This is a genomic window from Niallia sp. XMNu-256, assembly GCF_036670015.1.
Classification (GTDB): domain Bacteria; phylum Bacillota; class Bacilli; order Bacillales; family Cytobacillaceae; genus Bacillus_BD.
The window spans coordinates 2921563-2941366 of record NZ_CP137636.1 but is presented as its reverse complement, the minus strand read 5'-3'; the positions used below and the strand labels follow the sequence as shown (position 1 = coordinate 2941366).

The 19804-nt window shown below is 37.3% G+C and carries 23 protein-coding genes; 22 read left to right on the top strand and 1 reads right to left on the bottom strand.

Annotated elements, in window-relative coordinates; translation table 11 throughout:
- The first annotated feature begins 210 nt into the window (after positions 1-210).
- The 13 genes from aroH (at position 211) to R4Z10_RS14865 (ending at position 11380) form a co-directional block, all read left to right on the top strand.
- Positions 211-594 (top strand): chorismate mutase, encoded by a 384-nt coding sequence (gene aroH, locus R4Z10_RS14925; protein ID WP_338470087.1) that lies wholly within the window; start codon positions 211-213, stop codon positions 592-594.
- Between the two features lie 16 nt (positions 595-610).
- On the top strand, positions 611-1714 hold the full coding sequence (gene hisC / locus R4Z10_RS14920; RefSeq protein WP_338470086.1) for a histidinol-phosphate transaminase: 1104 nt from the start codon (positions 611-613) through the stop codon (positions 1712-1714).
- Between the two features lie 46 nt (positions 1715-1760).
- Positions 1761-2867: a prephenate dehydrogenase gene (locus R4Z10_RS14915; protein ID WP_338470085.1), complete on the top strand. Its 1107-nt coding sequence runs from the start codon at positions 1761-1763 to the stop codon at positions 2865-2867.
- A 28-nt stretch (positions 2868-2895) separates the two neighbouring features.
- Positions 2896-4194 carry a 3-phosphoshikimate 1-carboxyvinyltransferase gene (gene aroA, locus R4Z10_RS14910; protein ID WP_338470084.1) on the top strand — a complete coding sequence of 433 codons (1299 nt, stop codon included), beginning with the start codon at positions 2896-2898 and terminating at the stop codon, positions 4192-4194.
- A 149-nt stretch (positions 4195-4343) separates the two neighbouring features.
- Positions 4344-5609: a tetratricopeptide repeat protein gene (locus R4Z10_RS14905; RefSeq protein WP_338470083.1), complete on the top strand. Its 1266-nt coding sequence runs from the start codon at positions 4344-4346 to the stop codon at positions 5607-5609.
- 104 nt (positions 5610-5713) lie between these two features.
- Positions 5714-6262, top strand: coding sequence for a ReoY family proteolytic degradation factor (locus tag R4Z10_RS14900; RefSeq protein WP_338470082.1), 549 nt, complete (start codon positions 5714-5716; stop codon positions 6260-6262).
- A 105-nt stretch (positions 6263-6367) separates the two neighbouring features.
- The gene (locus R4Z10_RS14895) at positions 6368-6832 is read left to right on the top strand and encodes a DUF2487 family protein (protein WP_338470081.1); all 465 of its coding nucleotides are present in this window, start codon (positions 6368-6370) and stop codon (positions 6830-6832) included.
- Between the two features lie 124 nt (positions 6833-6956).
- Positions 6957-7463 carry a ubiquinol-cytochrome c reductase iron-sulfur subunit gene (locus R4Z10_RS14890; protein WP_338470080.1) on the top strand — a complete coding sequence of 169 codons (507 nt, stop codon included), beginning with the start codon at positions 6957-6959 and terminating at the stop codon, positions 7461-7463.
- 2 nt (positions 7464-7465) lie between these two features.
- Positions 7466-8140, top strand: a complete 675-nt coding sequence (locus R4Z10_RS14885) for a cytochrome b6 (RefSeq protein WP_338470079.1) — start codon at positions 7466-7468, stop codon at positions 8138-8140.
- 89 nt (positions 8141-8229) lie between these two features.
- Positions 8230-9003 (top strand): c-type cytochrome, encoded by a 774-nt coding sequence (locus R4Z10_RS14880; RefSeq protein ID WP_338470078.1) that lies wholly within the window; start codon positions 8230-8232, stop codon positions 9001-9003.
- A 102-nt stretch (positions 9004-9105) separates the two neighbouring features.
- Positions 9106-9708: a DUF1405 domain-containing protein gene (locus R4Z10_RS14875; protein ID WP_338470077.1), complete on the top strand. Its 603-nt coding sequence runs from the start codon at positions 9106-9108 to the stop codon at positions 9706-9708.
- Between the two features lie 103 nt (positions 9709-9811).
- Positions 9812-10603 carry a sporulation protein YpjB gene (gene ypjB / locus R4Z10_RS14870; protein WP_338470076.1) on the top strand — a complete coding sequence of 264 codons (792 nt, stop codon included), beginning with the start codon at positions 9812-9814 and terminating at the stop codon, positions 10601-10603.
- Between the two features lie 102 nt (positions 10604-10705).
- Positions 10706-11380 (top strand): zinc metallopeptidase, encoded by a 675-nt coding sequence (locus R4Z10_RS14865; protein WP_338470075.1) that lies wholly within the window; start codon positions 10706-10708, stop codon positions 11378-11380.
- Between the two features lie 34 nt (positions 11381-11414).
- Here the strand turns inward: R4Z10_RS14865 and R4Z10_RS14860 are convergent, their stop codons facing one another.
- Complete coding sequence (locus R4Z10_RS14860; RefSeq protein WP_338473254.1) at positions 11415-12287, bottom strand: YitT family protein; 873 nt, start codon at positions 12285-12287, stop codon at positions 11415-11417.
- Positions 12288-12448: 161 nt separating this feature from the next.
- Here R4Z10_RS14860 and R4Z10_RS14855 point away from each other — a divergent pair, with 161 nt between their 5' ends.
- From R4Z10_RS14855 to panD, 9 genes are all read left to right on the top strand, one after another.
- A complete protein-coding gene (locus tag R4Z10_RS14855) occupies positions 12449-12781 on the top strand; it encodes a nucleotide pyrophosphohydrolase (RefSeq protein ID WP_338470074.1) in 333 nt (110 codons plus the stop codon).
- A 14-nt stretch (positions 12782-12795) separates the two neighbouring features.
- A complete protein-coding gene (gene dapB, locus R4Z10_RS14850) occupies positions 12796-13596 on the top strand; it encodes a 4-hydroxy-tetrahydrodipicolinate reductase (protein WP_338470073.1) in 801 nt (266 codons plus the stop codon).
- An 18-nt stretch (positions 13597-13614) separates the two neighbouring features.
- A complete protein-coding gene (gene mgsA, locus R4Z10_RS14845) occupies positions 13615-14037 on the top strand; it encodes a methylglyoxal synthase (protein ID WP_338470072.1) in 423 nt (140 codons plus the stop codon).
- 45 nt (positions 14038-14082) lie between these two features.
- Positions 14083-15222, top strand: a complete 1140-nt coding sequence (gene bshA, locus R4Z10_RS14840) for an N-acetyl-alpha-D-glucosaminyl L-malate synthase BshA (protein WP_338470071.1) — start codon at positions 14083-14085, stop codon at positions 15220-15222.
- Between the two features lie 2 nt (positions 15223-15224).
- Positions 15225-16424 (top strand): CCA tRNA nucleotidyltransferase, encoded by a 1200-nt coding sequence (locus R4Z10_RS14835; protein WP_338470070.1) that lies wholly within the window; start codon positions 15225-15227, stop codon positions 16422-16424.
- A complete protein-coding gene (locus R4Z10_RS14830; protein ID WP_338470069.1) occupies positions 16409-17386 on the top strand; it encodes a biotin--[acetyl-CoA-carboxylase] ligase in 978 nt (325 codons plus the stop codon). Before R4Z10_RS14835 ends, R4Z10_RS14830 begins: the two co-directional genes overlap by 16 nt.
- Before the next feature lie 281 nt (positions 17387-17667).
- Positions 17668-18504 carry a 3-methyl-2-oxobutanoate hydroxymethyltransferase gene (gene panB / locus R4Z10_RS14825; RefSeq protein ID WP_338470068.1) on the top strand — a complete coding sequence of 279 codons (837 nt, stop codon included), beginning with the start codon at positions 17668-17670 and terminating at the stop codon, positions 18502-18504.
- Complete coding sequence (panC, locus tag R4Z10_RS14820) at positions 18501-19349, top strand: pantoate--beta-alanine ligase (RefSeq protein WP_338470067.1); 849 nt, start codon at positions 18501-18503, stop codon at positions 19347-19349. Before panB ends, panC begins: the two co-directional genes overlap by 4 nt.
- 11 nt (positions 19350-19360) lie before the next feature.
- Positions 19361-19744 carry an aspartate 1-decarboxylase gene (panD, locus tag R4Z10_RS14815; RefSeq protein ID WP_338470066.1) on the top strand — a complete coding sequence of 128 codons (384 nt, stop codon included), beginning with the start codon at positions 19361-19363 and terminating at the stop codon, positions 19742-19744.
- Positions 19745-19804 lie beyond the last annotated feature (60 nt).

Genomic DNA, 19804 nt, shown 5'->3' with positions numbered 1-19804 from the left:
AGCGCCTAGCCTCTCGAGGTCACAAGCCAATCCGTCAAGAAGGTAAAGGTCGACCTTCTTGACAGTTCGTCTTGTGCTTGGCCTAACTAGAAAAATGTTAGGCATAAGAGCAACTACTCCTCTGTCTTCGCCTAAAGGCTTGCCAGTCGGAGAGTTTTCTTTATCGGGGCTGGTCAAGGCGCTTGTGCTTTTCTATTGGGAGGGGATTTTTTGCAAGTTCGAGGAGTCCGCGGGGCGATTACAATTAAAGAAGATACTGAAATAGCTGTTTTACAAGAAACGGACCGATTATTACGAGAGATGATCAAAGCGAATAAAATCGATCCAGAGCAGGTGGCTTCCGTATTTATTTCTGTAACAGATGATATTACGAATGCTTTTCCAGCAAGAGCGATGCGTGCGATCGACGGGTGGAGCTATGTACCTGTCATGTGTATGAAGGAAATGGCTGTCCCTCATGCATTACAGAAATGTATACGAGTAATGATGCATATTAATACAACGAAAAGGCAACGGGAAATTGAGCATATTTATTTAGAAGAGGCTGTTACTTTACGGCCGGACTTAGTACAACATAGAAACAATCAAGATTAACCTGAGGTGAATAGTCATGCAGTGGAAAGAGCAATTATTAACATTAAAACCATATCAACCAGGAAGACCCATTGAATCGGTAAAACGAGAATATGGTCTTGAGAATATTGTAAAACTTGCTTCTAATGAGAACCCATTTGGGGCATCGCCTAAGGCAGTGGAAGCTTTAAAAGAAGCGGTTACTAATTTCGCTATTTACCCTGATGGATATGCGACAAAGCTGCGAGAGTCAATGTGTGATTTTTTAAAAGTAAATCAAAATCAATTGATTTTTGGAAATGGAGCAGATAATTTAATTCAAATTGTATCTCGCGCATTTTTGCTGCCGGGGAAAAACACGGTGATGCCAAGCCCTAGCTTCTCACAATACAAACATAATGCCATTGTTGATGGAGCGGAGATTAGAGAGATCCCATTAAACGATGGAGAACATGATTTAGAATCTATGCTTAAGGCAATTGATGAAAATACTGCGGTTGTTTGGGTATGCAGTCCGAATAACCCTACAGGCCTTCATATTTCAAAAGAAAAACTCGTTTCATTCCTTGATCGTGTACCAGATCAAACACTAGTGGTTATTGATGATGCATATCATGATTATGTTGTAGCTGATGATTTCTATGATTCAGTAGACTTCGCTAAAACTTATAAAAATGTAATTGTCGTAAGAACTTTTTCAAAAATTTATGGAATTGCTAGTTTAAGAATTGGTTATGGGATTGCACATGAAGATATTATACGAGCATTAGAACCAGTCAGGGAACCATTTAATGTCAACACACTTGGACAGATTGCTGCAATTGCTGCAATTAATGATCAAGAATATGTTGAAGAATGCAAAAAGAAAAATCGCGATGGAATGGCTCAATTCGAGTTATTTTGTAAAGAAAAGCAATTAAAGTATTTTCCTTCACAAGCGAACTTTATTTTAATTGATTTTGGTACGAGTGGAGACGAGGTCTTCCAATATTTATTGGAAAGAGGTTATATTGTTCGTTCTGGTAATGCATTAGGGTTCCCAACGTCTGTTAGGGTTACGGTTGGTTCTACCGAAGAGAATAATGGAGTCATAGAAGTCATGACTCAATACTTACAAGAAAAAGCGGCTATTTCAAATTAATCCAACTATATAGAGAGTGGCAATGCAAAAAAAGGGGGTGGCCGAATTGGAAGGTCAAGTATTTGTCATTGGACTAGGCCTTATTGGCGGTTCTCTCGCATTGTGTATTAAAGGGGAGCATGGGGAATGCCAAATAACCGGTTATGATATTAATGAGGATCAAGGTAAAATTGCAAAAATGCTTGGAGTTGTAGACAGATTAGTAGATAGAATCGAAGACGGTGCCAAAGACGCTGATTTGATTTTAATTACGACTCCAGTTAAAGAAACAGAACAAATTATCGATCTTCTCTGCGAAATTCCTCTAAAGAAAAACGTGATAATTACAGATGCTGGAAGTACAAAATATGAGGTAGTCAAAAAGGCGGAGGAAAAATTAAGTTCGCAAGGAATTACATTTATCGGTGGACATCCAATGGCCGGTTCCCATAAAAGTGGAGTATCAGCAGCTCGCGCCATTTTGTTTGAAAATGCATTCTATCTATTAACTCCAGGTCAAGGAATTGAACAAGGAAAAGTGCAAGTGTTGAAAGAGTGGTTAAAAGGAACAAACGCAAAATTTCTTGTAGTTACACCGAAAGAACATGATTTCTTAACGGGAGTGATTAGCCATTTCCCACATATTATTGCTGCATCACTTGTCCATCAAGCTGAGAAAAAGAGTAAAGAACAAAATTTAATTCCGCGGCTAGCAGCTGGAGGATTTCGAGATATTACTAGGATAGCTTCAAGTAGCCCGTCTATGTGGCGCGATATTCTTTTACATAATAAAGAGGTATTAATGGAATTGCTAGACCAATGGCAAAACGAAATGAGAACTGTTGCTACCATTATTAAAACTGAAGATGGTGAAAAAATTTATCAATATTTTGCCGATGCTAAAAGATTCAGAGATGAATTGCCACAACAGAAAGGGGCCATTCCTGCCTTTTATGACTTATTTGTTGATGTCCCCGATTATCCGGGGGTTGTATCTGAAGTAACGGGCTATTTAGCTAAGGAAGAAATCAGCATTACCAATATACAAATTCGAGAAACTAGAGAAGATATCATTGGTGTTCTTGTTATTAGTTTTCAGACGGAAGAAGACCGTATACGAGCTAAGAAATGTATTGAGCACTATACAGACTTTGAAACAACCTTAATATCATAAGGTTCAACTAGTAAGGAAGGTGAAACAGATGGGTTCAAAACCATTAGAATACAATCAACATTCATTAACTGGAGAGATTACAGTCCCAGGTGATAAATCCATCTCACACCGTTCGGTTATGTTTGGAGCAATTGCAGAGGGTGACACAACCGTAACTGGTTTTCTATTAGGAGATGATTGTTTAAATACGGTTGCTTGTTTTCGTCAATTGGGTGTTGATATACAGCAGACCGAGGATAAATTAGTGATTCATGGAAAAGGATGGAGCGGTTTAAAGGAACCAAAAGAAGTGCTAGACGTAGGTAATTCAGGAACAACTATTCGCTTGCTAATGGGCCTTTTAGCTGGTCGTGAATCTCACAGTACAATCATAGGGGATGAATCTATTGGAAAGCGACCAATGACAAGGGTAACGAAGCCGTTGACAGAAATGGGAGCACAAATTGATGGTCGCCAAAACGGAGAGTATACCCCATTATCGATCCGAGGTGGACAAATTAAGGGGATTACCTATCACCCTTCTGTTGCAAGTGCTCAAGTGAAATCTTCCATTCTCTTAGCTGGTTTGCAAGCAGAGGGAAGAACAACTGTTATAGAACCAGAAAAGTCAAGAGACCATACGGAACGAATGATCCGACAATTTGGCGGTATAGTAGAAGAAGATGGTTTATCCGTATCAGTAAAAGGTGGACAAACTTTAAAAGGAACGACTATTCATGTTCCAGGAGATATCTCATCTGCTGCTTTTTTCCTTGTTGCAGGAGCGATTGTACCTAATAGCTCTATTATCTTAAAGAATGTCGGTTTAAATCCAACTCGTACTGGAATTATTGATGTGCTAAAAGAGATGGGTGCTGATATGACAATTGAAATGAAATCAGATGAGAATAATTTTGAACCTGTTGGAGACATAACGATTAAAACGTCAAATTTAAAGGGAATGACCATTGGCGGTGACTTAATTCCTCGATTAATTGATGAAATTCCTGTAATTGCTTTACTTGCTTCTCAAGCAGAGGGTCAAACAATTATCCGTGATGCCCAAGAATTAAAGGTAAAAGAGACGAACCGGATTGATACAGTTGTGAATGAACTATCAAAGCTTGGAGTAGCGATTAAAGCAACTGAAGACGGCATGGTTATTCAAGGCAATAATCGATTAACTGGTGGAACGGTATCAAGTCATGGCGACCATCGGATTGGAATGATGCTTGCGGTTGCCGCATTAATCTGTGAGAACGAGGTTTTTCTCCAAGAAAAAGAATCAATTTCAGTATCCTACCCACAATTTTTTAATGATCTCCAGCAATTAATAGCTACAGATTGAAAATAAAACTGCAATTATTGCAGTTTTATTTTTTTTTTATTTAACCTGTTTTTGTTATAATGAAATTTACAATTAAAAGATGAATACATAATGAGGTTTGAATATTGTTTTTTTGGTTAAACGAATGATAAAAAGAAAGGGTCTTAATTATGGATGTAGCGAATAAAATAATCACACACTTGGAAAATGGATTATACGAGAAAGCAATGGAAGAGTATGAGGCCATTTTAGCTATTGGTTCACATGAAGAAAAGTTTTTAGTTGCAGAAGGTCTATTTCAATATGGCTTTATCCTTGAGGCTCAGAATTTAATAAAAGAGCTTATAAAAGTCTATCCACAAGAAGGTGAACTTATAGTCTTACTGGCGGAAACGCTAATGGAACAAGGAAATGAAGAGGCTGCGGTGCTAGAATTAGAGAAAATCAGCCCAAATGACCCGAGTTATCCGCAAAGCTTATTGCTTATGGCCGATCTTTATCAGATGGAAGGCCTTTATGAAGTTAGTAAACAAAAATTATTAAAGGCAAAGGAGCTGTTACCAAATGAAGCAGTCATTGATTTTGCATTAGGCGAGCTTAATTATGAGGAAGGAAAATTTAGCGAAGCCATCCATTATTATAAAATGGTTATTCAAACAACAGAAGAAGTTGGAGGTGTCAATCTAAATCAAAGAATTGCTGATGCCTTGAGTGCTGGTGGCTCATTTGAAGATGCACTACACTACTATGAGAAAGCGCTAATGGAAAAAATGGAATTAAATACACTTTTTAATTATGGTTTCACAGCTCTTCAAGCTGGTTTTAATGAAAAAGCAATTAAATTATTCCTTCAGTTAAAAGAGATTGATCCGGAATATTATTCGTTATACACCAATTTAGCACGCGCATACGAACGAGTGGAAGATGTGGAAAAAGGTTATCAAATCCTTAAAGAAGCCATGCAGTATGATGAGTTTAATAAGGATCTATATTTATATGCTGGAAAATTAGCCCTGAAAATAGGTAAAGAGGACGAGGCTGAGCAAATGTTCAGAGAAGCTTTAGCGTTAGATCCAGAATTAATAGAAGCGGCATTAACTCTGAATAAATTATTCCTTCATCAAGAAAGATATGAAGATATAATCGAAATCATAAGCATCGTTGGAGTGGAAGAAGATCCTCAATTCAATTGGGATGCGGCTATAGCTTATCAAAATTTAGAAGAATATTCACAGGCATTAAATAGCTATGAGAACGCATATACATTTTTTAAAGACTCCTCAGATTTTTTAAGCCATTACGGATATTTTCTAGTTGAAGAAGGGAAACGAGAGAAGGCCGTCGAAGTTTTTAGTGAGCTGATTAAAATGGAACCTAATAATGAAGAGTATGTAGATGTTTGGCAAAGGCTAACTGAAGATATTGACCCATTATAGGTAAATTGGTTTAACAAAAGATGTTACTAAAGTTTTTATAGCATTAAAGGATTTGTTAAAAAATAATAATATATGCTAATAATAGCAGAGGAGGGTTACCAAAGATGAACGCCCCTGTTTCTGTCAATGAGAAAAAAGACTTTATTCGTTGGTTTCTAAATCATTACCAATTGAAAAGACGAGAGTGTGTATGGATTTTAAACTACTTAATGAGTCACGATCAACTAATGGAGAAAGTTCATTTTGTTGAACAGGCTCAATACTGTCCGAGGGGTATCATCATGTCTGCCCATTGTGTTGACGAAGTACCTTTTCGCTTTTACAAGGAAAATGTGATGACAACAGATGCCGAGAAATCTTTTCACGACATCCGTTTAAATCGAGATGAAGACATATACATTCAACTAAACTTCCGTGCATCCTATAAAGCTCCTCAGTTTGCAGCTGTATTAGAAGAGAATCCATTTATGCCAAAAAACATCCAAATTAGCGATAAAGATCGTCAATTAGCAGAAAAGTTTTTAATTAACAGCATTGAAAAGTTCCAAAAGGATAAACTCCTCAAACAAATTGACGAAGCCCTTGACAAAAAAGATCAAGAGGCCTTTCAAAAGCTTACGGCCCAGTTAAATAAACTGATGGACGCTAAATGACCTGTTACTCGGAACAGGTCTATTTTTTTAGATAAGGCTAGATAAATTGTTTATTACTAAAAATATGTTAGAATATATAGAAAATATGGAAAAGAGGAAACCGTTTTGAAATGGACATACGAAGATATGGACATGTTTATTAAAGCTAAAGAATATATAGATACAGTAGTATTGCCATTATGTCCCATATCCTTTGAAGATAACTTAGAAGAAACCGTAGGGATGTCTGAATTTATATCATTATTGACAGTTCCCCTTGAAAAACAATTCAAAGGCAGATTACTTCTGCTCCCTAGATTTACCTATTTAAAAGGAATTGAAAGGGACTTGCCATTTGATTATTTGTTAAAATGGGAATCAGAATTATTACAGGCTGGGTTTAAGCATATATTCTATTTAACTGGAGATAACGAATGGGTAAGCTATGAAAATAAATTAAATGGCACATTAATTACCATTTTCGAAACGACAATTCATTCATCTGATCGAAAATATCAAAATATTATCCTAGAAGATAAACTGAAGGAACTTAAATTTCAATTAGCGAAGAGGTGGCAAACCGAAGAATAAGGGTGATAAAAATCACCATAATTTTCTGATTTTATTGACCTTACCGAAATATTGATATATTATTGAAATTGTCCTAGTAAGAAAATTTTGTTAATTCAATTTAATCGATTTAGGGGGGAGATGTATGAGCAAAAAGCGTGTCTCTAGACGTCAATTTCTAAACTATACGTTGACGGGTGTAGGCGGATTTATGGCCGCTGGAATCCTTATGCCAATGGTTCGTTTCGCTGTTGATCCAGTTTTACAACAATCTGGAAGCAGCGATTTTATCCCTACACCACAAAAGATTAGTGATATTACAGAGGTACCAACACGTGTCGATTTTACTTTTGAGCAAAAAGATGCTTGGTATGAATCAGATGTATCCAATTCAGCATGGGTTTATAAGGATGAAAATGGTGAGGTCGTCGCCCTTTCTCCAGTATGTAAGCATTTAGGGTGTACGGTTGATTGGAACACAGATAAAGCCAATCCTGACCATTTTTATTGCCCGTGTCATGGAGGTCTTTATACGAAGAACGGAGATAATGTGAAAGGAACACCACCGATTGCTCCGCTAGATGTATACCCAATTCAAGAAAAAGATGGATACCTCTACTTAGGTAAAGCAGAACCACGAGGGGGTGCTTAAACATGTTAAATAAAATTTATGATTGGGTAGATGAGCGTTTGGATATAACTCCATTATGGAGAGATATTGCCGATCATGAAGTTCCAGAGCACGTAAATCCAGCATATCATTTTTCCGCATTTGTCTATTGCTTTGGAGGACTTACTTTCTTTATTACAGTTATTCAAATTCTTTCCGGTATGTTTTTAACCATGTATTATGTACCAGATATTAAAAATGCTTGGGAATCTGTGTATTATTTGCAAAATGAAGTGGCGTTTGGACAAATTGTTAGAGGAATGCATCACTGGGGAGCAAGCTTGGTAATCGTTATGATGTTTTTACATACATTGCGTGTATTTTTCCAAGGCGCTTACAAGAAGCCACGGGAATTGAACTGGATTGTCGGAGTTTTAATTTTCTTTGTTATGCTTGGATTAGGTCTTACTGGATATTTACTACCTTGGGATATGAAAGCGTTGTTTGCGACAAAGGTTACGATTCAAATTGTTGAATCTGTACCATTTATCGGAGAATATCTAAAAATTTTATTAGCAGGTAGTTCTGATATTGTCGGGGCCCAAACAATTACGCGATTCTTTGCGATTCATGTGTTCTTCTTACCTGCCGCATTATTTGGATTAATGGCTGCTCACTTTATCATGATTCGTAAACAAGGGATTTCAGGACCATTATAAGATAAGTAAAGTCTTAATCTATAATTTTCGATACACTAAATTAATGATTCCTCTGAATCTATGATCTCTAAAAGGGAGGGAGATTGTTCATGCAACGTGGAAAAGGGATGAAGTTTGTAGGTGATTCACGCGTCACTGAAAATAAAAAACCGAACATTCCGAAAGATTATTCGGAATACCCTGGGAAAACGGAAGCATTTTGGCCAAACTATTTACTGAAAGAATGGATGGTTGGTGCTGTTTTTCTTATTGGCTTTTTATGTTTAACCGTTGCCCACCAGCCTCCATTGGAAAAAGTTGCAGATCCTGGTGATACAGCCTATATCCCATTGCCGGACTGGTATTTCTTATTTTTGTACCAATTATTAAAATACAGCTATGCTTCTGGTCCGTATAATGTGGTAGGGGCGCTAGTTATTCCTGGCTTAGCATTTGGGGCGCTGTTACTAGCGCCATTTATTGACAGGGGGCCTGAAAGAAAGCCAACAAAACGTCCTTTAGCAACTGGATTTATGTTACTTGCTGTTGCAGCAATTACGTATTTAACTTGGGAAGCCGTTGACAATCATGACTGGGAGGCAGCTGCAGAACAAGGGAAAATAGTAGCTGAAGCAGAGATAGATACAACTGCGGAAGGTTATCAAATCTTTGAAGTCAATGGGTGTATAAGCTGTCACGGAAATCAGCTTGAAGGAACGGCAGCTGCTCCATCTTTAATTGATACAGGTCTTACTCCTGAAGAAATTGCAGATATTGCAAAAAATGGTACAGAAAGTGGTAAAATGCCAGCAGGCTTATTTAGTGGAACAGATGATGAACTAGCAAAAATGTCAGAATTTTTATCTAGTATTGAAAGTAAATAATCATCGAAGAAGCCGGTTTTGAGATTGGCTTCTTTCTTGTTTTTAATTTCTTTATGTTAATATAAAAAGGTACATATTAGCACAGAGATGAGGAATTTTATAATGAAACAAATGTATCCCTTATTAGGAAATCGTTATTTTTTATGGCTATTATTAATCATTAATATTTTTGGCACAATCTATGGATATGATTGGTACGGCTGGCAATTAGCAGAAACACCGGCGATTTTTATCCTATTTGTTCCTGATAGCCCTACGGCAAGCTTATTTTTTGTGTTTGTATTAATTGCCTTTTTAATGGGAAAAAATTGGCCGCTCATTGAGGCGTTAGCGATTGTTACGTTATTTAAGTATGGTTTTTGGGCAGTTGTGATGAACTTTCTTGTTCTGTTTGAAACCGGGGAGCTTGGTTTAGCAGGCTGGATGCTGGTCTTTTCTCATGCTGGAATGGCCATCCAAGGTCTTTTATATGCACCATTTTATCGCTTTAAAGTTTGGCATCTAATTGTAGCAGGAATTTGGACACTACATAATGATGTCATTGATTATGTATTTTTTATGATGCCAAGTTATCAAGTTCTTGATGCATTTGTTCCGCAAATTGGCTACTTTACCTTTTGGCTAAGTATTTGTTCGCTATTTATTGCATACTACTTAGGCGTTAGAGAAGATCGTTTCAAATTAACAATAAGATATAGTAGATAATTTTCCCTTCTGAATCTCTATTTCTTCTTATTGCACAGGCTAAATTAATGGTCTAACCTTGTCTATCCCCTCATAGATTGTTATTAATAGAGGGGGGACAAGCATGAAATCCAAAATATGGATTGTCTTTTTATTGTTTTTGCTATTATTACCTAATCTTGTATTTGCTAATGAGGAAACTACGCCGATCGATCAATTAAATGATTTGTCTGATGAGGCGCTCCAATTAACAAAATCACATAGATATGAAGACGCTAAGTTGATCTTAGAGGCATTCTCTAAAAAGTTCTCGTCTGTAACTGTGAAAGAACAGTCATTTTCAATGGATGAATTACGTATTGTGACGATTGCTCATAATGAAGCAGTCGAGGCGACAACAAATGCAACGATGAATCAGGATGAGAGAATTAATCGATTGACAAAGTTTAGACTTGTGATTGACGCCATTTCAGGTTCAAAAGAGCCTCTTTGGACAAGGATGGAGGAACCTGTAATGGCTGCCTATGATGAAGTGAAAAAGGCTGCGATAAATGGCGAGAAGGAGAAATTTCATCAAAGTTTAAATACTTTTATGGTTTTATACGACATTATTCAACCAAGTCTTAAATTAGATGTTTCATCAGAGAAAATTCAACAATTGGATACGAGAATTGCCTTTATTGACCGATATCGTATGGATATTTTGAATAAAGATCAAGCAAGGCAAGAATTGTTTGAAATTGAAACAGAACTAACATCTGTCTTTAATCAGATAACCACTGAGGATGAAATGGATCCATCCTTATGGTGGGTAATCATTTCCACAGGAAGTATAATCATTGTTACATTGTCTTATGTAGGCTGGAGAAAATATAAAGGTGAAAAGGAAAAAGGCAAAAATCCATCTAGACAATAAGTCGCTTTTAAAAAATGACCTTGAATTCAACTTTATTATTTGACAGTTATATTAGAAACCTTCTAAAATAAATGTAACGATAAGTACTAGGAGGGATAATGATTGTTTTTAGTTTATTTTGCGCTGGTCTTAATCATTCCAATTTGGGCACAAATTCGGGTGAAAAAAACCTATAAAAAATACTCACAGGTTTCTTCTTCTTCACAGATGAGGGGAGTAGAGGTTGCTAGGAAGATTCTTGATGATAATGGACTTTACAATGTGAACATTGAAGAAGTAGGTGGAGTTTTATCAGACCACTATGACCCTAGAACCAAAACAGTGCGTTTATCGACTGACAATTATCACGGTCATTCTGTTGCTGCTGCCGCTGTTTCAGCCCACGAGGTGGGGCATGCAATCCAAGATGCGGAAGCTTACAGCTTTTTAAGACTAAGACATACACTTGTTCCGGTCGCTAATATTGGTTCTAATTTCTCTTGGATCTTAATTATCATTGGAATGCTGCTTGGATTCAGTAACTTTGTTCTGTTAGGAATCTTGTTTATGTTTGCGGCTGTGTTATTCCAAGTCGTAACATTACCAGTTGAATTTAATGCTTCAAATCGCGCGATGGACCAAGTAGTTGCTCTCGGTATTATTCGAAATGATGAGGAGAGAGAAACGAAAAAGGTTTTAAACGCTGCCGCCATGACCTATGTGGCTGCTGCTGCAATTGCTGTATTAGAATTGGTTCGTTTAATTCTCATTTATACAGGCATGCAAAGTGATGACTAAGAAAAAGGATGGACTAAAATAAGTCCGTCCTTTTTCAATCTTCAATCGGCCTTTTATTTTCATCTAGAGTAAATCCTTCTCCAATCACATCGTTAACAACACTAACAGATACAAAAGCATGTGGATCAACGCTCGTAACAACTTCTTTTAAGCGCCCCATTTCATTTTTCGCTACGACGCAGTATAATACTTCTCGCTCTTGTTTGGAATAAGACCCATACCCTTTTAATACAGTTACGCCCCGATTCATTTTTTCTAATATTTTATCAGCTATGTTATCACTGTACTCAGAAATAATCATCGCTCCCCTAGCAGAATAGGCACCCTCTTGCATAAAATCAATCACTCTTGAAGCTAGAAAAACTGCAACAAGTGTGTACATTGCCTCTTGATAGGTTAAATAAAAAATCCATGATAAAAAAATTACACAGGCATCAAATAAAAACATCGTTTTCCCCATACTCCAGCCAATATATTTTTGCGCCAATCTTGCGATGATATCAACTCCCCCGGTTGTTCCGCCATATCGAAAAATAACTCCCAGTCCAACTCCAATAGAAGTCCCAGCAAATAACGCTGCTAACGTCATATCATTACTTAAAGGCATGTTGATTTGGTAACGCTGGAAGATCCAAAGGAAGATTGAGACACTAACTGTACCAATAATTGTATAAAGAAAAACCTTACGCCCTAGTAATTTCCACCCAAGAAAGAATAATGGAATATTTAAAAGTAAATTGACATATGAAGGATCCCAGTTAAACAGGAAAAAAAGCAATAATGTAATTCCAGTAAACCCACCTTCAGATAAGTTGTTTTGCATGTTGAAATGGACGATACCAAATGAAAAAATACAAGCACCAATAAGGATTAATACAATATTCTTAAACTTAAGACCTAACCTCATGACAAACGCCTCCAATTCAGCATCTCTTTCTATTAAGTTTAACATTCTTATAGCAATCATACGAAAAAATGAAAAATGTTGTAAATTTTAATGAGTTTAGCTAACATGATAGAAGTAAAAGGATAAATATTTTTATTTTTTCATTATTCGAGGTGGCTGTAGTGTCAAACGATAAAACGGTAAAAGATTTACAAAAAGAAGTCGATGCATACATAAGTCAGTTTAAAGAGGGGTATTTTAGCCCACTAGCAATGACTGCACGGTTGGCAGAGGAACTTGGAGAATTAGCTCGTGAGGTCAATCATTTTTATGGAGAAAAACCGAAAAAAACAACGGAAAAAGCTCGTACCATTGAAGAGGAAATGGGAGATTTATTATTTGTGTTAATTTGCTTTGCCAACTCCTTAAATATTGATCTAGAAGAAGCTCATAATGCTGTCATGAAAAAGTTTGCTACTAGAGATAAAGATCGCTGGACTAAAATTAATAAATAAAAGGGGATTTAATTATGGAAAAAACAAGAATTGTTGTAGCAGGACCTCGAGGAAGAATGGGTTCTGAGGCTGTGAAATTAGTAGAAAGAACCGAACATTATGAACTGGTTGCTGTGGTTGATCACAAACACGGTGGGAAAAAGTTAAATGAGCTTGATGGAATTTCATCATTGCCAGTGCCTGTATACGATAATATGACTGTCTGTTTAACGGAAGTTAAAGCGGATGTACTTATTGATTTGACGACTCCTGAAATAGGGATGGAGCATACGAGAACAGCTTTACAATTAGGTGTTCGTCCAGTCGTTGGGACAACTGGATTTACCGAAGAAAATTTAAGAGAATTGGAAGACCTCTGTAAAGAAAAAGATCTAGGTTGTATTATTGCACCTAATTTTGCCGTAGGGGCTGTTTTAATGATGAAATTTTCTCAGTTAGCAGCAAGATATTTTCCAGATGTAGAAATCATTGAATTGCATCATGACCAAAAGTTAGATGCACCTTCTGGAACGGCGGTCAAAACAGCACAAATGATTTCACAAGTAAGAACGGAAAAAAATCAAGGTCATCCAAACGAAAAGGAAACTCTCCAAGGGGCAAGAGGTGCAAACTTTGAGGGAATGCATATTCATTCTGTGAGATTGCCTGGTTTAATTGCTCATCAACAGGTGATGTTTGGCTCAAATGGTCAAACTTTGACGATTCGTCATGATTCTTATAATCGTGAATCTTTTATGTCAGGGGTTAAGCTTGCTGTTGATACAGTGAAAAATGTTAATACTCTCATTTATGGTCTAGAAAACATCATTGATTAGAACGGAGATGACTCTCTAATGAATATAGCCTTAATAGCACATGACAAGAAAAAAAATGATATGATTCGTTTCGCTACTGCTTATTCAGAAATATTAAAGAATCATAAGCTTTTTGCAACTGGTACAACGGGATTAAAAATTATGGAAGCAACTGGCTTAGAAATCCATCGTTTTCAATCAGGCCCATTGGGCGGAGACCAGGAGATCGGTGCGATGATTGCTAATAATAAAATGGACATGGTTATTTTCTTCCGTGACCCTCTAACTGCTCAACCGCATGAGCCAGATGTAACGGCACTTATTCGCTTATGCGATGTGTATGAAGTTCCGCTAGCAACAAATATGGGGACAGGAGAAGTGCTGATTAAGGGCCTTCAGCGTGGGGATATCTCATGGAGGAATATTGTAAGAGGGAACACGGAAAACACCATAACAGATTAAATTACTGTGGATATCATTTGATCTAAGTGAAGTAGGAGTATTACTATGAATAGAAAATTAAAGATCGGAATTACTTGTTACCCAACAGTAGGTGGGTCAGGGGTCGTTGCAACCGAACTAGGAAAAATGCTGGCAGAAAAGGGCCATGAAATACATTTTATTTCGTCTAGTGTGCCTTTCCGATTAAAGAAAATGTATCACAATATTTACTACCATCAAGTAGAGGTAAATCAATATTCTGTTTTTCAATATCCACCCTATGATATTGCGCTTGCGAGTAAAATGGCTGAAATCATAAAAAGAGAGAAGCTTGATTTATTGCATGTTCATTATGCGATTCCCCATGCGGTCTGTGCGATATTAGCGAAACAAATGTCTAATAAAGATGTGAAAATTGTAACAACATTACACGGAACGGATATTACGGTCCTTGGCTACGATGCCTCTTTATCTGATGCCATTCGTTTTGGAATAGAAGAGTCGGATATCGTAACAGCTGTATCCAATTCCTTAGTGGCTGAAACATATGACGTAATTCAGCCAAAAAAGAAAATTGTTCCAGTATATAACTTTATTGATGAACGAATTTATCATAAAGTACCTTCCCAATACCTAAAAGGAGAATATGGCATTCCTGCACATGAAAAAGTAGTGATTCATGTATCTAATTTCCGCAGTGTCAAACGGGTGCCAGATGTTGTAAAGGCCTTCTCCAAAATCGCTGAGAAAGTACCTGCAAAATTAATGCTTGTTGGTGATGGTCCAGATATCTCACTAGTAAGTCAACTTGTTGACAGATTAAACTTAAAGAATGATGTTTTATTTCTCGGCAAACAGGAAAATCTCGAGGAATTATATTCCATTAGCGACTTAATGCTTCTTCTGTCAGAAAAGGAAAGCTTTGGACTTGTAGCTCTTGAAGCACTTGCATGCGGAGTACCTTGTATTGGAACAAACATTGGTGGCATTCCCGAGGTAATCTCTAATGGAGTAAATGGTTTTATTTGTGAATTAGGGAATATAGAAGAAATTGCTGATAAGTCATTACAACTTTTAACAAATGAGTCCTTACATCATCAATTTTCACAAAAAGGAATGATGTCGGTGAATGAGAATTTTAAAGGTGAGAAAATTGTCCAACAATACGAGGACATTTATTATGGTTTAATGGAAAGTGGTGAATGAGGATGTTGCCGGTCTTTACACAAGCTATCCCCATTTTAACTAAAATTGAAAAAGCTGGATACGAGGCTTATTTTGTGGGTGGTTGTGTTCGCGATTATCTTCTTGGTAGAGTGATTTCAGATATTGACATTGCAACCTCTGCTACTCCAAGCGAAATTAAACAGATCTTTCCAAGAACCGTTGATGTAGGAATCGAGCATGGCACAGTTGTGGTCCTATGGAATAATGAAACCTACGAATTAACTACTTTCCGTACTGACGGTGAATATATCGATTTTCGTCGTCCATCAGAAGTAACGTTTATTCGTAATCTCCATGATGATTTAAAGCGTCGTGACTTCACGATGAATAGCATTGCAATGGATAAAGGAGGAACATTCACCGATCCATTTTGCGGTAAACAGGCGATTCGAAGCAAAGTCATCGAAACGGTTGGTTCGCCTAGGGAAAGGTTTCATGAAGACGCGTTGAGAATGATGCGAGCCGTTCGATTTGTTAGTCAATTACAGTTTTCGGTTGAACAAAATACATATCATGCGTTAAGAGAACATGCCCCGCTCCTAGAAAATGTTGCGACTGAGCGGAAAACCGTAGAATTTGAAAAACTATTAATCGGCAAGGGCAAAGAACAAGCTCTACAGATATTAATAGACACAAGCTTATATAAGTATTTACCGGGTCTTAAAGGTAAGCAACCGGCTCTAGAGCAGATGGTAAAATTAAATATTGAACCTTTAGCGATTGATGAAATGTGGACTTTACTTCTATATTTATTGGGAACTACGATTGATCATCCTGAGACGTTTTTAAGACAATGGAAACTCCCAGTGAAGAAAATCAAAAAAGTAACTTTACTTTTACAGCTATTGCATCATCGCTTACAACAAAAGTGGACGGTAGAAACTTTATTCGATGCTAAGCTTGAAAATGCGATACATACTGAAAAAATTTATAATATCCTTCAGCAACATGACGTGCTAAAAGGGATAATGGATCTAAAAAAGCAGCACAGCCTACTTCCCATTAAAGAGCGGCAAGATCTCGCTGTTCGTGGGGACGATTTGATGAAATGGTATGATAAAGATGGTGGTCCATGGATTAAAGAGGTGCTTCAAATTATTGAGAGGGCTGTTATTACTGGAAAAATTGAGAATGAGAAAGTACAAATAAGGGAGTGGCTAACAAAGTGCAATCTGAAGTAAGAAAACGATTGCTGGACGCCTTCACGAATAGCGATGAAGAATTTTTATCAGGACAGTATTTAGCGGAATTAATTGGTTGTTCGAGAACGGCCGTGTGGAAACATATGGAAGATCTTCGAAAAGAGGGGTTTGAACTTGAGGCGGTAAGACGAAAAGGTTATCGAATTGTTAAGGTGCCAGAAAAAATAACCGATAATGAAATTCGTCTAGGATTAACGACAAAGAGGTTAGGACAACAAATTCATTATGAAGAATCCGTCCATTCTACCCAAGCAATTGCGCTGAAATTAAGTATGGACGGTGCACCAGAAGGAACGATTGTCATTGCTGAAGAACAGACATCTGGACGTGGAAGATTGAATCGAGAATGGCACTCAGCCAAATATACAGGAATTTGGATGAGTATTCTTTTACGCCCGAATCTTCTGCCACAACAAGCGCCCCAGTTAACTTTAATTACTGCTGTTGCAGTCGTTCAAGCAATTGAGGAACTAACGCCTCTATTGCCACAAATTAAGTGGCCAAATGACATCTTGATTAATGGCAAAAAAATAACGGGTATTTTGACAGAGCTACAAGCGGAAAGTGACCGAATTAACTCCGTTACTATAGGAATTGGTATTAATGTTAATCAAGACTCCTTTCCACCAGAGCTGGAATCAATTGCATCATCATTGTTGATTGAAGGAGGAGAAAAGGTTAATCGGGCGAGATTAATACAAACCCTATTAACAAAGCTTGAGACTTTATATGACCTTTATTTAAAGGAAGGGTTTTATCCAATTAAGTTATTATGGGAAGGTTATGCCGTTACGATTGGAAAGAAAATAACCGCTCGTATGTTAAAAGAAACCATCGAGGGAAAGGCGATTGGAATTACAGATGATGGGGTATTATTGCTAGAGGATGACAAAGGAGTTATCCATTCAATATATTCCGCAGATATAGAATTGCAAAATTAAATGGAAAAATGAAAAAATTATAAAATTATATAGCCAACATTCATGCATATTTGTTATAATCGGGATGATTGGGCGGTATCATGTTGTGAACTGCACCGAATAACTGAATCTAACTAATATATGAACAATAAGATTCTGCCTAGATCCAAAAAAATGGACCAGGACAGAGGGATATGCGTGAAATGATACATTCAAAATCCTTCTGCTATTTTGTGGAAGGATTTTTTTATTGTCCGCACGCATGTTTGCCTCTTTCCATTACTTTATGGAGGTAATTTGAAATGAAGCAAACTACTGACTTTTTGAAAATGAAGCAAAAGAGTGAACCCATTGCAATGCTGACTGCTTATGATTATCCTTCAGCAAAGCATGCGGAAGCAGCGGATACAGATGTGATCTTAGTTGGCGATTCCCTTGGAATGGTTGTACTAGGCTATGATTCTACGATCCATGTAACAATGGAAGAAATGATTCATCATACTAAGGCTGTTAAACGAGGAGCGAGGGATACGTTTGTCATTACAGATCTTCCTTTTATGAGTTATCATTTGTCAATTCGAGATACTTTACTTGCGGGGACAAAGATGCTCCAAGAAGGGGGAGCACATGCTGTTAAGCTTGAAGGCGCAGATGGCGTCTTAGAGCATATTAACGCTTTAACAAAAGCAGGGGTTCCCGTTTGTTCACATTTAGGATTAACACCGCAATCTGTAGCTGTACTTGGGGGTTACAAAGTCCAAGGGAAAAATGCAGATTCAGCTAAAAAGCTAATAGAAGATGCCATTAAATGCCAAGAAGCAGGGGCATTCATGATTGTTCTCGAGTGTGTTCCAGAACAACTAGCAGCCGAAATTAGCAAACAGTTAAGTATTCCCACGATTGGAATTGGGGCTGGTAATGGAACAGATGGACAAGTTCTTGTATATCATGATGTTCTAGGTTATGGGGTGGAACGAGTCGCGAAATTTGTTAAAAAGTTTGGCGATATCGATGAGATCGCGATAAATGGAATTAAACAATATGTGGATGAAGTAAAGACAAGGTCTTTTCCAGATAAAAGCCACAGTTACATCATGAAAGAGGAAGAATTAACTTCCTTATATGGAGGAAAAGCATGAAGGTAATCACAACGATTCAGGAATTACGAGAAATAATAGAGAAGACAAACAAAAGACAACAAACGATTGGATTCGTACCAACAATGGGGTTCCTTCATGAAGGTCATCGGGCACTAATGAAACAAGCTCGAAAAGAAAATGATATTCTCGTTTTAAGTATATTTGTTAACCCGTTGCAATTTGGACCAACAGAAGATCTTGATCGCTATCCACGTGATTTTGAGCGTGATCAAAAAATTGCTGAAACAGAGGGTGTGGATATACTGTTTTACCCCTCTGTTGCTGAAATGTATCCCAATGAATTATCGGTATCTGTAGTCGTAAAAAAAATGACTGACGTGTTATGTGGTCGTACCCGTCCAGGCCATTTTGATGGAGTTGCAACAGTTCTCACCAAACTATTCCATTTAGTCCAGCCGACTAAAGCGTATTTTGGTAAAAAAGATGCTCAGCAATTAGCAATTGTGGAGAGTCTTGTGAAGGATTTTCATTTTCCACTGCAAATTATTGCTGTTAATACGATTCGTGAGGAAGATGGATTAGCTAAAAGTTCACGAAATGTTTACTTAACAGATCGAGAACGAGTAGAAGCACCTGAGCTTTATCAAAGTTTGCAAATGGGTGTGGAGATGATCCAAGCTGGAGAAACAAATCCGCATAAAATTATTTCAGGTATTAAAGATCGAATCGCAAACAAAACTTCAGGGGAAATCGATTATGTAAGTCTATTATCATATCCAGAATTAGAAGAATTTGAATCTATTAATGGGAGTTATATCATTGCCCTAGCTGTGAAATTCTCTAGAGCACGTTTAATTGATAATATCATCATGAATAGGGATTAGGGGGAGTAAGAATGTTTAGAACGATGATGAATGGGAAAATCCATCGCGCAACCGTGACGGAGGCGAATTTAAATTATGTAGGCAGCATCACAATTGACTCTGCTATACTTGAAGCAGTGGGAATGGTGGAGAATGAAAAGGTACAAATCGTCAATAATCATAATGGTGCGCGCTTTGAAACGTATATTATCCCGGGGGAAAGAGGCTCGGGGATCATATGTTTAAATGGGGCAGCAGCCCGATTAGTTCAACCGGGAGATACAGTTATTATTATATCTTACGCTTTAGTATCAGAAGAGAAGCTTGCCTATCACCAACCAAAAATTGCAATTATGGATCAGGAAAATCGGATTATAGAGTTAATCGATAAAGAATTAGAAAAAACAATTTTATAGATTTTTCCCTGAGCTGACTTCATAGGAGTCAGCTCTCTTAACTTCATTCAGCTTGGGCTG